The 13,287-nt window shown below is 53.7% G+C and carries 14 protein-coding genes; 10 read left to right on the top strand and 4 right to left on the bottom strand.

The genetic code is table 11. The features are described from left to right. Positions 1-100: 100 nt before the first annotated feature. The gene (locus HU759_RS26210) at positions 101-1,126 is read right to left on the bottom strand and encodes a hypothetical protein (protein WP_186617081.1); all 1,026 of its coding nucleotides are present in this window, start codon (positions 1,124-1,126) and stop codon (positions 101-103) included. 229 nt (positions 1,127-1,355) lie between these two features. Here HU759_RS26210 and HU759_RS26205 point away from each other — a divergent pair, with 229 nt between their 5' ends. Beyond that, on the top strand, positions 1,356-2,525 hold the full coding sequence (locus HU759_RS26205) for an MFS transporter (RefSeq protein ID WP_186617080.1): 1,170 nt from the start codon (positions 1,356-1,358) through the stop codon (positions 2,523-2,525). 457 nt (positions 2,526-2,982) lie between these two features. After that, positions 2,983-3,612, top strand: a complete 630-nt coding sequence (locus HU759_RS26200) for a LysE family transporter (protein ID WP_186617078.1) — start codon at positions 2,983-2,985, stop codon at positions 3,610-3,612. A gap of 153 nt (positions 3,613-3,765) precedes the next feature. Here the strand turns inward: HU759_RS26200 and HU759_RS26195 are convergent, their stop codons facing one another. Beyond that, entirely contained in the window at positions 3,766-4,113 is a 348-nt protein-coding gene (locus HU759_RS26195) for an ASCH domain-containing protein (RefSeq protein WP_225933070.1), read from the bottom strand. Positions 4,114-4,185: 72 nt separating this feature from the next. Here HU759_RS26195 and HU759_RS26190 point away from each other — a divergent pair, with 72 nt between their 5' ends. Beyond that, positions 4,186-4,338, top strand: coding sequence for a hypothetical protein (locus HU759_RS26190; RefSeq protein ID WP_176991789.1), 153 nt, complete (start codon positions 4,186-4,188; stop codon positions 4,336-4,338). Between the two features lie 40 nt (positions 4,339-4,378). After that, entirely contained in the window at positions 4,379-4,819 is a 441-nt protein-coding gene (locus tag HU759_RS26185; protein ID WP_176991788.1) for an Lrp/AsnC family transcriptional regulator, read from the top strand. 257 nt (positions 4,820-5,076) lie between these two features. Here HU759_RS26185 and HU759_RS26180 read toward each other — a convergent pair whose 3' ends face one another. Together HU759_RS26180 and HU759_RS26175 are read right to left on the bottom strand one after the other, a co-directional pair. Beyond that, positions 5,077-5,337 carry a DUF6124 family protein gene (locus HU759_RS26180; RefSeq protein WP_017139284.1) on the bottom strand — a complete coding sequence of 87 codons (261 nt, stop codon included), beginning with the start codon at positions 5,335-5,337 and terminating at the stop codon, positions 5,077-5,079. 545 nt (positions 5,338-5,882) lie between these two features. Beyond that, complete coding sequence (locus tag HU759_RS26175) at positions 5,883-6,554, bottom strand: hypothetical protein (protein WP_154847192.1); 672 nt, start codon at positions 6,552-6,554, stop codon at positions 5,883-5,885. A gap of 161 nt (positions 6,555-6,715) precedes the next feature. Here HU759_RS26175 and HU759_RS26170 point away from each other — a divergent pair, with 161 nt between their 5' ends. The 6 genes from HU759_RS26170 to HU759_RS26145 all read left to right on the top strand — a co-directional run bounded on the left by HU759_RS26170 (position 6,716) and on the right by HU759_RS26145 (position 13,287). Beyond that, complete coding sequence (locus tag HU759_RS26170) at positions 6,716-8,083, top strand: hypothetical protein (RefSeq protein ID WP_186617077.1); 1,368 nt, start codon at positions 6,716-6,718, stop codon at positions 8,081-8,083. Positions 8,084-8,144: 61 nt separating this feature from the next. Beyond that, positions 8,145-8,342, top strand: a complete 198-nt coding sequence (locus tag HU759_RS26165; RefSeq protein WP_122425024.1) for an AlpA family transcriptional regulator — start codon at positions 8,145-8,147, stop codon at positions 8,340-8,342. Between the two features lie 368 nt (positions 8,343-8,710). Beyond that, complete coding sequence (locus tag HU759_RS26160) at positions 8,711-9,700, top strand: inovirus-type Gp2 protein (protein ID WP_154847194.1); 990 nt, start codon at positions 8,711-8,713, stop codon at positions 9,698-9,700. 290 nt (positions 9,701-9,990) lie between these two features. Next, positions 9,991-10,149: a hypothetical protein gene (locus HU759_RS29940; RefSeq protein ID WP_225933011.1), complete on the top strand. Its 159-nt coding sequence runs from the start codon at positions 9,991-9,993 to the stop codon at positions 10,147-10,149. A 206-nt stretch (positions 10,150-10,355) separates the two neighbouring features. Next, on the top strand, positions 10,356-10,562 hold the full coding sequence (locus HU759_RS26150; protein WP_154847195.1) for a helix-turn-helix domain-containing protein: 207 nt from the start codon (positions 10,356-10,358) through the stop codon (positions 10,560-10,562). Further along, the gene (locus HU759_RS26145) at positions 10,555-13,287 is read left to right on the top strand and encodes a type I restriction endonuclease subunit R (protein WP_154847196.1); all 2,733 of its coding nucleotides are present in this window, start codon (positions 10,555-10,557) and stop codon (positions 13,285-13,287) included. The genes HU759_RS26150 and HU759_RS26145 overlap by 8 nt, the downstream gene beginning before the upstream one ends.

Below are 13,287 nucleotides of genomic sequence, written 5' to 3'. Positions count from 1 at the left end.
CTCGGGGGAGCGGCCATGTTAATCGGTCAGTATATGTATCCGTTTCTTAACATTTCGTGAACGAGTGTGGGGTTTTTGTACGGCTCGCTCAGCCCCGTATTCAAGGCAGTTTCAAGCTGGGCCGCGCCGCTTTGCCTGGCTCGGTGAGTACCGGCTCCAATTGCGCCCAGGTGAAGCTCAAGTCATTGTCGCAGCCGTCGCCCGTGGCGCGTGTGGAGAGTTGCAGGCCTTGGGTGTTGAAGCTCAGGTCGAAACTGTCGTAACTGGTGATTGCCGGGCAGCCCTCGTCAGTGGTGGTTTGTTTGGCCAGCCAGGCGCTGAAGGTGGCAGGCAACTTCACGTGCCCGGAGTAGACGTCATACCATTGTTGTTGGCCACCGAGCCAGGTCCACGGGTCAACACGTTCGCCGGTTTGCAGGTTCCAGGAGTGCAGCCCCCAACTGATGCCTCGCGCGCCGGTACCCGCCGCCCAGCGATAGAACTTTACGGTGATGAATTGCGATGACCAATACGTAGGCTCGACGTCGATTTCGCTGGTGTAGCCCGAGCCGTTTCGCCCGAGGTACTCACGACGCTCCTGGAAATAGTCCGCCTGCGCCTCATCGCTGACGGCCAGGGCGGCGAGTTGCTGGTTGATCTTCTGAATCGCCGGGCTGTCGCCTTCGAGCTTGATCGTGACCTGTGCGCCTTGGGCCTTGAGCAAATAAGCGTGGTTTTCGAAGCTTTTTTTCTCGGTCTTCACCGGCAGCGGCGCGGCTTCCATGGGCGCGTTGTAGGCGTCGCTGCCGCAGCCGTCGGTGCTTATGCGTTTCAAGGCCAGTGGCAGCGATTTGGCGTCTTTGGTTTTGCTCCAGGCGCCCGCGAGCGTATCGCCCTGAGGTTTGTCCAGCTTCCACAGCCCGGTATTGCCGGCTTCCACCCACGGTGCGTTGTCGCTGGCCTGGGTCAGTTGGATCGGCGTGAGAATGCGCTGATAGTAGTAGCTGCCCTGTTCGCCGTCGGCGCCGTTGAAACAGGCGGTGATGGCGGATTTACCCAGCGTGCCCTGCCACACGCCCGCGAGGTCGGCGGCGTTGGCGAGGAAGGGCGTGAAGGCGAGGGCGATGACGGCGAGGGGCTTGAGCACGGGTATCTGACTTCCGGTTGTCTGATAAAGGTCGTCAGGGTAATGGGAAAGAGGTGTCTACGAAACCTGGGGCGATTCAAACACCTTTTTTTAGATAAGGTAACTCTCGGTTTTTATATCCTTAGTCATTAAGAATATTGGTGCCTGGCAGGTTGGCAGGGTACTAATCGCTACTTTGCCCCTTGGCAGTTCGGGCGTTCTACTGCTGCCTAACCAAGGCCTGTCACCCATGGAAAGTCCGAGCATCGAATACACCGACAAACAGCGCTGGTTTGCCTTAACCAAGATCAATACCCTCTCGGCACTCTCGCAGATCGTGCAGATCGGCACCGTTACGCCACTGCTTTCGCTGTCGCTGGAACAGCAAGGCGTGGAGCCGGCCAAGATCGGCGTGATCGTCAGCGCCTCGTGGCTGGCGATCCTGCTGCTGTACAAATGGGTGCCGCGTTTGCTCGCCCACCTGGGGCTGGCCAAGACCAACATCCTCAGTGCGCTGCTCACCGTGGGCGCATTGATCGGCATGACCTTGACTCACCACCTGGTGCTGATTTTTGCGCTGAATTTTGTCCTCGGTATCGGCCTGATCCTGCGCTGGATCGCCTGCGATACCTGGATCGTCGCCGTCGCTTCCAAAGACGAACGCGGCCGCGCGATTGGCGTACACGAAACCCTCATGGGCCTGGGCATCGCCGTCGGCCCGCTGCTGCTGGTGGTCTTCGGCGTCGGCAGCGCCGCGCCTTACTACGCCTGCGCCGTCATCGTCCTGCTCTCCGGCCTACTGGCACTCACCCTCAGACCCTACGACACCCAACCACAAACCCCGGCAGAAAAACGCCACGGCAAATTATTCAGCGTCATCCCCACCGCACTCTGCGGCGCATTTATCGCCGGCTTCGCCGAAACCTCATCCGTATCATTCCTGGCCAGCTACAGCCTCTCGGCCGGCTACCTGCTCACCGCCGCGACCCTGCTGATCTCAGTCTTCGGCATCGGCGGCACCCTGCTGCAACTGCCCATCGGCTGGATGGCCGACCGCAGCTCCTACAAAATCGGCCAACTGGTCTGCGGATTGATCCTGCTGCTAGGCACCCTCGCCATCCCATTCAGCCAGCCGCTTCCCTGGTTGGCGACGCTCATCGTATTCCTCTGGGGCGGCGCGATTGGCGGCATGAACACCCTGGCCGTGATCGAAGCGGGAGATAGGGTGGGGGAGCATCAGGTGTCTACGGCGATGACGGCGATTGCGATGTTTTATACGTTGGGGAGTGTGTTGGGGCCGATTGCTACGGGGGCGATGGTTTCTTATGTGAGTGGGTATGGGTTGATGATATCGGTGGGGGTGGTGGGGGTGGTTTTTGTGGGGATGTTGGTGGTGCATAGAGATCCGGCGCGGGGGTGATTGGGGGCGAATTTCAGGTACAAAAAAAGACGTCCGTGGACGTCTTTTTTGTTGAAGGGCCTTCGGCGTAAATGCCGTTGAGCTGTAGGTATGGTGGTTTACTAAAATTGGATGTTTCATTTGGCGAAAATTCTCGCCACAAAGAAGGGGTGAAATCAAGCAGTGTTCATTCTGCTGGGGGCGCTCCAAGAATAGACGGATCGACTCGGAACCTCTTTTTTGACGCTCTCGTCGAGTGGAGTTCAGCAGGTCTATTGCTGAAGCAGAGGGGCGTCAATTGACCCGATGAGTGAATGATTTCGCTATGTGAAGGTTTTTTTTGCTTTCCTTAATAAGTAAGGTTGTTTTTTATTTATGCCTTTAAAATATATATAAACTTGTCAAAAATAGTTGAATATTTAATTCATCTGCGCGCGTTCAGCATCTAATCTATAAACTCAATTACGGAGGGGAATTTATGTTGATCTTTATGAAGTCGATGATTATCGGACTGTGCATAGCAGCCCCCGTCGGCCCAATAGGCCTTTTATGTATACAGCGCAGCCTTATGCGAGGCTGGAGGTCAGGTTTTGCAACAGGGTTAGGGGCAGCAACCGCCGACGCAATGTATGGCTTTATAGGCGCGTTAGGGATCACCGCGATTATCACAACACTGATTATGTTCAAACCCTGGCTGTGCATTTTCGGCGGGCTTTTTCTGGCGTACATCGGCTACCAGACGATAAAGTCAAAGGAGCCTGCAACCGCCTTGTCGGGCGAACGGGCCGGCATGATGAAAGCCTATTCGACGACATTGCTTTTGACCTTATCGAACCCGATGACCATCTTGTCGTTCATCGCCATATTCGCGTCAATGAGCGATGGCATGGTCGGCGACCAAGGCCAGCCTTCAGTGTGGCCAATGGTGACCGGTATATTTCTAGGTTCCGCGGTTTGGTGGCTTGGATTAAGCGGTTTTTCCTCCGCATTCAAAACCAGAATATCCAAGTCAAAACTCAAATTGATTAACTACTTTTCCGGATCGACCATCACCGTCCTTGGTGCGTATCAAGTGTTCACCGGTGTCATGCTTGCCGCTGCTGCATAAGGGCAACAGGGAGCGTGCAGCGGCCCCTATTAAAGCGCTAGGGGCTGCATTTTTAACTCGATATAGGCTTTCAAACGTCCTATCGCGAGATAGATGTCTGATACGGTTGCACTGCTAAAAGTAAGCGTCTGTCCAACACATCTTGCTCAATGTTCAGCGTTTGTCTGGGAGAAGGAAATCTACCTCGTAGATACCCCGTGCCGCACGGATGGTCACAGGGGGTGTGACTGGCCTTATGTCACTCAACACCCATGCGAGCCAGCCATCCTCAAAATAGCTTGCACAGGCCGCTTGCATATCAGCGAGGATGAAGGGACGCACGGCTTTCACGCGCACAATTGCCACGGCAATACCGTTATCGTCTTCGTCCCCATCGTTATGGAGAAATCGCTCGTTTTCCACAATCAGGAGATCCTCGGAAGGATCTAAGTCTGGAAGCCAACGACGGACTTCGAGGATTTTCTCGCCAGAAGCGATTCGGCCGCCACTGGGCCGTACAATTGATAAAGCCTTTATGGCTTTCTCCTAAAAATTAGACGCTTGGAAAATAGTCGCTTCGACAGGATTCCACTTATGCGGCAGAAGCTCGGTAATCTTCACTCTGTTGGGCAGCGTTTCAAAAGTGAAGCAGTTCGTCGTTTGTTTTTTGTAGAGTTTTCATGGGCTGAAAATAGGCTAGCACTTACTACTTTTTTGATGGATTATTTTTTAATGGAAATTGTATGAGCTTCATTAAAATTTTCACCTTTTTTCACGGAAGACCTTCATGGATCGTATAGACATCAAAATCTTGAGCGTGGTGCAAGATTTGGGGCGCATTTCCATTACCGAATTGTCAAAGCACGCGGGCCTTTCCATTCCTGCCACAACTGACCGTCTGCGAAAGCTCGAGGATGGGGGAATCATTTCTGGCTATTGTGCTCAGGTTGATCCAGCGAAGCTGGGGTTTGGCATATCAGCCGTTGTCGGCATGACGACCTTCAAACCATCAAAATCCAAGTTGATCGCGACGCTCAACGACATCCCAGAGGTCGTTGAATGCCTGCACGTTACGGGTAATGACTCTTACCTTATTAGAATCTATGCCAAGTCGATGGCAGACATTGAGAACGTTATCGCGAAGATTAATAATTATGGCGAAACGCGCACCAGCATCGTTTTATCGGTACCAATCGAGAGAAGGAAACTGGTCCTCGTCGACAGATAGAAGCTGGTTACAAAGGGGGGACCCTCCTGCATGCCAAGATGAGTGCCAGGCCAGTGCCGCCAGATCCTTAGTCGGGTGCGATGTTTATGTGGTGGCAGGAGAATGACTGGCCGTCAGCCATGTGCAGTCCATACCTCGAGCTCTGCCCAGCGGGTCAACGGCCGCCGATAGCCTGCTTGTTTTGAACCAAGGTGCGCCGAGGATTGAAGGTTCTTAAGGCCGAGTTGCTGCGTAGCAAATCGGCCTTTTGATTTTTACTACTGCGGGGAAGGTGATGTGGCGGTTGTGGGGTGCAGTACGGACAGCACCCGCTCGATCAATAACTCACCCAGCACGATTAATTGTTGGCTGCCCAAAAGCTTTTGACGGTTTTCGCCTTCGAGTTCGAAGGCTAGGTCAGTGGTGATAGCGTTCAGCGAGGCCAGGGTTTCGCTGGCTTGAATCAAGAGGGTTTCTGGGTCGATGTCTTGAGCGACCGTGAAAAGGTTCGCTGGGGGATTTGGGGTGATTTTTTTCATGGCGCAAACTCCTTGATTGGTGGAGTCGCCAGGCATCGCTGCTAAACGAAGAGGGTGGCGACTGTACGCGGGTTAGCAGACCAGGAATCAAGGAACCCAGCGCACCCGAAAGTGCCCCACGCACAGCCGCCATAACGCAGTCCAGCTGATGCTGAACGGATGGTGGCGTTGCAGGCCTTGATATTAACCGAGCTGCTAAACCCGGTCGCTGATTTTGCAGCGACAGGAGGAGGTTAGCCGTGTAGGGGGAGTGGGAACAGTTCACCAACGGCGCGACATCTTGAAGGAAAAATCCGAAGGCCCGCCGGCTGGGCTTTCCAGCCTCCAGAAACAACAAAACCCGCACTAGGCGGGTTTTGTCGATGCTTCGAATTGGTGGGCCGGGGTAATCTGAACGGAAATAATAAGACTTTGATTTATATGGATATTTTAGGTTTTTAATTTTCTTTGGAATACTTTTTGGAATACCGGATCATGATCTGTCCTTAGCAAGGGCGTCTGAAGCTATGACAGTACTGGCCTTGGCATAAGCACGTTGGTAAAAATTATGGTGACACTCCATCTCTGGGCGTCGCAATGTCCAGTTTCAGGATTGCTTTCTGAATGTCCCGCCTTACCTGATCCAACTTCTTCTTTGCCAACTTGTCTGCTTCTGCTTCATCCCCATTGAATGGAGGCAGGGCTTCCGCCATAGACAGTTCCCATTTTGCCAGTCCGTTCAAGCATTGCTCCAGGTGTCGTGTGGTGATCTCCAATTGCGCTTTATAGAGGGCCGACTTTAGTCGCTCGTTGCGAAGTGCTGCTTTTTCCTTAATGGCCTGCTGCCGAACATCCTCCTGCATTTTGCGGCGTCCTTCATCCGCATTCTCGATCAGAGCAATGAGTTGGGCCGTATTGCTCTGGCCGTCGTTGTTCTTCGCTAGTAGTGAAAGGGCTTTTATCGCAGTGCTTGGAAGTGAAAACGTTCGCGCTTGTCTGCCGTTGTCAGCGCTGCGGTACTGCTTCTGGCGCCATGCATTTTTCATGGCGTTGAGTGTGATCAGTCCGCTAGGTGAGCTTTCAAGTGCTTTGCCCGCTTCTAATAAATCGTTGTGGGTCACCGCTCCAAGGCCGAAGAGGCTATTAACGCCGCGGCGTCTTAGGTATTCAGTGGCCCATATGAGCTGGGCTTTATCGCGATGATTCAGCCAGTCCAGTCCGGTTTTTTTCATAGCCATTTGGGTACTCCTCTCAGGGATGGTTTATACCCGAATAGAGGATTTTTGTAACCTATTATGCGTTACGTTATGCGTTATGTTATGCGTTTTTATTGCTGTCAGCATGTAAGCATTCATATAGGGTATATTAACGGTAATAAATTAATGATTGAGAGAGCGAATTGAGCTACTACCTTGGCGTTTTAGCTATGCCACTCAAGCACGTCGAGCCGGAGGTGAAGTTTGTCTTGGTGGCGTTTGTGCAGCGTTACGGACTGGCCGAAGGAGGCCCGTGCAGTGGTGAGGTGCGGGCGAGTCAACTCGGTCTTCCGCTTCGCGTTGTTGCATCGGCTTTAGCGCAGCTCGTTGATTCCGGGTGGCTTGTTAAACTGCCGGTGTCAACGCCTGGGGCTTCCGGAAGGCCCAATCACACTTATAAGGTTCAAGCCGCTCTTGCGGTCGCGCTCGAGAAGGCTATGGTGCCGACCGTCATCCACGAGGGACTCATTAAGCGCCTGATCGCTGGCCCGGTCATTCGTGCGGTGGGGCCTGATGAGGGCGGTGATGGTGCGGAAGTAGTCCAGTCCTTGAAGTCGGTTAATGAGTTCGGTAAACCGGTTCCGCCGGGACGCCGGGGCAACCTCAGTCTGGCTAACCGACTGTTGCTGGCTACCCTCTTGAGCTACGCAGATGCTTTTGGGGTGGTCAGTCAGCTTGGGAGCGTGAAGCTGGTTCAGTTGACGGGGCTGGCGCCCGCCAGTTTGAGGCAAAGGATCCGTAGGCTGATGGATCTGGGGTTTATTCGTAGCTGCGTACCCGGAGTGTCTTCGTCGATTTTTGCCAGGAAGGCCATGAGTACCTATTTTCTCAACTTGGGTCATCGTCAACTGACTCAAACGACGGATGTTCAGGTGTTGAGTCATTGGACCCACGAATCGAGTGATCGGTGGTTTCAGCATCATGGCGATAGGCTTCGCAATGACGTCAGCGCGGCTAAAAAGTCATTGGGTAACGCAATCACGACCCCTAGGCCTGTAGTCCGCTTTCTTTGGCGGCAGCGCCCACAAGTCTTTGCAGTCTTGCAGTTGCTACTGTCACGGTACGCCTCGTACCTACTATCGCATCACTGGTCTGCTCTCGGAGCACACGCAGGCCACGTCGATGATGAGCTGCGAAAAAGGATCTCTAGGGATTTGCGCAAGCCTGCGCCGTCATCACCGCTGGATGCTGAGCTGGGAGAGAGTGGCTGGGAGGTGATCATTGAGCACTTCCGTGAGTTGGCGGTGGAGCTGGCGAAGGAGTACCGCTCACGATTCCAGGAGACGTCTGAAGTTTTCTTCGACTGGTTAGAGTTGTGCGTCATCCCTGTGCCTGCTGAGCGAGGCTATGAAGCTATTACTCTGTTGGCTCTGGAGGCTACTGAACAGGGCTGTTTAGTCCTTGGATATGAGGCTGTTGGGAGTGTGACGGCGTTCAAGCGCGAGGCGGATATTCCTCTGGAGCAGCGCTATGCGTTGGGACTGCTTACCGCGCCACGGCTCAGGCCTTAGAGGGACCGGTCATTTTTTATAAGGCTTCCCCATCCTCTGAACCAATCAGAGGGCTGCGGCCATGAAGAAATTGCTCCGTAAGAAAGACGTGCTGGCGGCTACAGGCTTTAAGAATTCGACGCTGTACAAATACATCTCCGAGGACAGATTCCCGAAACCAGTGTCATTGGGGGAGCGTGCGGTCGCGTGGGTGGAGAGTGAGGTCGAGGCTTGGATCGAAGCGCGGATCAGTGCGCGTGATTTGGCTGCAGGGATGTAGGCCGGCCCCACGGTGACGGGTCTGAGTAACGATTATCTATGATGCGCCATGATCGGCTCACTGCCGATCATGGCGTTTATGCCGGATGGTGTAGATGATTCTCAACTAACCTCCTCAAACCGCAGTTTGGCAAATCTCTTGGCTATCAAGGCAATGTTGCTCTCCATTTCCTTGCTAGTCCGGGATGGAGACCTGGGCTCGATTCGGGATCTAGTTATATAGCTCTTGAACTATCAATCCATCATCAATCAATAGGCTGAACACTGAGAGCTATACAGCCACTACCACCCAATTGATGCGACAGACCATCGATTAAATAAATCCTCATCACGCACCTGATATGCCAACAACTAATCAGGTGCATCACGATGACTGAACGAACCAGCTACACCTACCGCTCACAGTCCGATAACGCTATCCGGATTGAGCGACTGATCAACGCCATTCAACGTACAGATGGTCAAGCCTTTCGAATTACATACTCGAAGCACGGGGATGAGCAGGTCGATGCAACCAAACTGTCAAAGTACTTCGATGGGATCGAGCAGATGGTCGATCTGTTCGAATGTGACGAGGAGTATCAGTACAGCTGGCATTTGAACCTTTTCCTAGAGGCTTGCCATGCAATTGGGGTTGAGCGCAGTCCATGTGGCATTACCTGCTTGGGCGAATGTGAAACACGCTATCTGAGTGCCAGCGAGACGTTGAACGAACTGACAAAGCATGTCCGAACGCTTCTCACCAAAAAGAGATACAGGCGATGGGGACACGATCAGCGTTACCAAGCGATTAAGCAGGAGATCGAAGTTGGCCGCTACGTTGATGCAGTACATGATCGTTACGCCCGCACTTGCGTGATTCGGGTTGATCTGTATTACCGTAGAGAGGCACAAGCTAGATTGCGTGTGGAGCACGTCTTTGACGACCTCAGTCGGCTGATTGCTGAGCGTGAACGTAACCTGATTTTTGATCATGAGATCGGCTACATATGCAGCGTTGAGCAGGGTGAGGACCGGGGTTATCACGTCCATGCTGCCTTCTTCTTCAATGGCGCTGAAGTGCGTGCAGATATCTACAGGGCGCAACAGATCGGTCAGCTGTGGGAGCGTATTACCCGTGGTCAGGGTTACTTCAATAACTGCAACCTCGAAAAAGAAAAATATAAAGATAGGCTTGGGGTTGGCTTAATCCACAGAAGTGATCTGAGTGCGCGGGCTAATGTGCATTACGCCATGCGTTACTTAGTCAAGAATGATCAGCATCTGCGGCTCAAGCCTGTAGGCGCTCGCTGCTTGCGTAAGGGGCAGGCAAAGACGCTTTCCGGGACGACTAATCGATCCATTGTCCGGCGAGCGTAATACATCAGGCAGCCCTGGTTGGTAGTTCATACCCTCGCTGCGAATCGCCAATGGGCTCCATCATGTCGCTTGCTCGCGCAGTACATGCGGAATTCTGGGCGGTCGAGGGTTTAGGCTCTGTCCCGGAATCTAAGGCCGGTGTGAGTCTGTGTGATGGAAGAAAAGGATCGCGATGGCGGCAGCTGTGGCGCGAACATTCTCAGATGGTCTGTTCGTTACTCGGAGCTGTTTGAGCGCATTCGCCGCTATGGCTTGCGCTTCATGCAGCGCTCGCAGGAGGTGAGTGGCAAGTGTTCTTCGGTGACTGTGTCCGTTTTTTTGTTCAGCTAAAGCCTTTTGATGAGCTGATTGGCGCCGCTGAAAAACAGCTTGAGCGCTTACTTCTGCTGGAGTTGTTTGACGAAGATGATCAGGGCTCATTGTTCCTGGATGGGTTTACTGTTGACTGATTCGTTGGGGTAGCCGAGTCAGGACGCTGTAGAGAAACACTCCTAGCGGCAGAGCTCACCCTGGATTCGATGCGCAGTGGGCCTCGATATTCTTATCGCCGCATCTAGTAAATTCTCTTCTTCTCTCACTGCACCGTATCCCTCATGCTGTTAGACTTCAGCCGACTTTAAACGACTATGACTGCTTAAGCTTGAGCGTAACCATAATGAGCACTGAACCTTGGGTCACTGCCGAACAGGTTTCCCTTCATTTGGGGGTGGCCAAAGATACGGTGTATCGCTGGCGTGAGCATAAGGCTCTGCCTGCGCACAAAGTTGGGCGTCTATGGAAGTTTCAGCTATCTGAGGTCGATGAGTGGGTGCGTGCGGGTGGTGCAGACGAGAACAGAACTCAGGGAGTGAGCAGTGACTAACCCGAGTCGCAATGAAGCGCAAACAAGAGCTCAGGTCATCGACTCTCAGCTTGCTCATGCTGGCTGGTCTGTAAGTCGGCGGACACTTGTCGAAGAGTTTTTGCTAAAGACAGCCGAGCCTGTTGGCAACTATGGCAACGAGCAATTTGCTGACTATGTCCTTCTTGGTTCAGATGGCAATCCGATTGCAGTTGTCGAGGCCAAGCGGTCATCACGCGATGAGCTTGCCGGAAAACGTCAGGCCGCGGACTACGCTGATTCAATCAACGCCAAATTCGGCAACGATCCTTTCATTTTCCTCACTAACGGCAAAGAGATTCTATTCTGGGATCGTGAACGCTATGCGCCACGAAAAATCTCGGGGTTTTACACGCGAGACGACTTAGAGCGGCTGCGTCATCAGCGGCAATTTGCTCAGCCGCTTGGCGGTGTCACCATTAGCGCTGCTATCGCAGGCCGCGACTATCAGAACGAAGCTATTCGGCGTGTCACTGAAGGGGTAGAAGCGGCCAAGCGCAAGTTTTTGTTGGTGATGGCTACAGGTACGGGGAAGACTCGAACGACCATCGCTCTTGTTGATACTTTGTTGCGATCAAAGCGCGCGCAGCGAGTCCTATTCCTGGCCGACCGCCGCGAACTAGTACGACAAGCTATGTCGGAGTTCAAGTCCCACTTACCTAACGAGAGTTTGGCTCGCATCGAGGCCGGCGAAACCTCTGGCGCACGCATTCAGTTCTCGACCTACCCCAGTATGATGCAGGTTTATTCGCGCCTTTCGGTGGGTTACTACGATCTGATCGTGGCCGATGAAAGCCACCGCTCTATCTACCAACGATATAAGGCCGTCTTCGATCACTTCGACGCCATCCAGCTTGGGCTCACAGCGACCCCCACCGACTACATCGATCACAACACATTCGAGCTGTTTGATTGCGGCGATGGCGCGCCCAGCTACTACTACAGCTACGAGCAAGCGATTGCCGACCAGAACCTGGTCAACTACCGCGTACTGGATGCACAAACCAATTTTCAACTTCAGGGCATCATGGGTGAGGCACTACCCGAGCCCTTGAAGCAGATGGCCCGTGATCAAGGCGTGGAGCTTGATGAGCTCAACTTCGATGGCAGTGACATCGAAAAGGGAGTAATCAACCAAGGCACCAACGATGCCATGGTGCGAGAGTTTATGGATAAGAGCCGCAAAGACGTGCGCGGTCTACCGCACAAGTCCATCTTCTTCGCCGTCAGCCACGCCCATGCAAAGAGGCTCTACGAGGGATTTAACCGTCTGTATCCTGAGCTGCAGCGCCAAGGCATGGCTGAAATTATCGACAGCCACATGGAGCGTGCTGACGCGACGCTGGATGATTTCAAGTACCGCACCATGCCGCGTGTGGCCATTTCGGTGGACATGCTCGATACCGGCGTTGACGTACCCGCCATCCAGAACCTGGTTTTTGCCAAGCCCGTATTCAGCAGGGTTAAGTTCTGGCAGATGATCGGGCGCGGCACACGGCTGCATACCGACAAGGCCACCAGCGAGATCAAGAAAGATTTCTTGATCATTGATCACTGGAAAAACTTCGCGTACTTCAAGCTTAATCCTGACGGAGAGGTCGACCATCCAAGCGAACCGCTACCGGTGCGCCTGTTCCGACTGCAGCTTGAAAAGTGGCAACTCCTGGAAGCACAACAGCAAGACACACAAGCCACCGTTGCCGATCTGCAGGCTATGCTGCAGGCATTGCCCCGCCAAAGCATCAATGTACGCCCTCACTGGGACGAGCTCGACGCTTTGGCATCGCAATGGCCAAAGCCTAGCCAAAGCGCAATTGAACACCTGTCGCAAGCCATCGCACCTCTGATGCGACTAGCCCCATTGGCGGGTCTGGATGAACTTCAATTTCGCATCTGGTGTGAGCGTCTCTCAGTGGCTTGGCTTAAAGGTGATGCAAGCGAACAGGCCAAAGTGCGTGAGCGCATTCACGAGGCGATAAATAGTCTGGCCGAAAATATCCCTCAGGTGCAGCGCGTAGCCGAACAACTTGCTTGGGTTCAGTCGGCCGGCTTCTGGCAGCACTTGGATATGACGCGTTTGATCACCCTACAAACCGTGTTCGCCCCGCTGATGCGCTACCGCACCAGTACACCCAGCCGCACGATTGAAATCAACCTGCCAGACAGTATCACCCAGCGCAGTTGGATCATCTACGGCCCCACGGGCGAAGGTGCTTTTGCAGAAAGCTATCGCGAACAGGTAGAGGCACTGGTGCGCCGCCTGGCTGACCAGCTTCCTGAGTTGGCTAAGCTCAAGCAGGGGGACCATGTAGGTGATGACGAGCTGGAACGAATCAGTAACACGCTGAACATGACTGATCTTTTCGTCACCGAAGACACCTTGCGCAAAGCCTTTGAAGCCCCCGCCGCGTCGTTGGCCGAAGTCCTGCGTCACATACTTTGCGAAGGCGCACGCCTGCCTAACCGTGAGCAGCGCATCAGTGCCGCGTTCGATGCGTTCATTGCCGCACACGGTTATTTGCGTGCCAATCAACTCAACTTCCTGCGGGCCGTAAAGGCAGCTGTGCTGCGCCACGGGCGCATTACCCGCGCTGCACTCAACGAACCTCCGCTGTCGCGTGCAGGACGCGTGGAAACGCTGTTTCCGTCGCAAGACATCGACGAACTCATCAACCTCACCAACAACTTATTGGATGAGACTGCCTGA

The sequence above is a fragment of the Pseudomonas sp. OE 28.3 genome (assembly GCF_014268205.2).
Taxonomy (GTDB): Bacteria; Pseudomonadota; Gammaproteobacteria; order Pseudomonadales; family Pseudomonadaceae; genus Aquipseudomonas; species Aquipseudomonas edaphica.
Note: the sequence above shows the minus strand (reverse complement) of the source record. Positions and strands in the feature narration are given on the sequence as shown.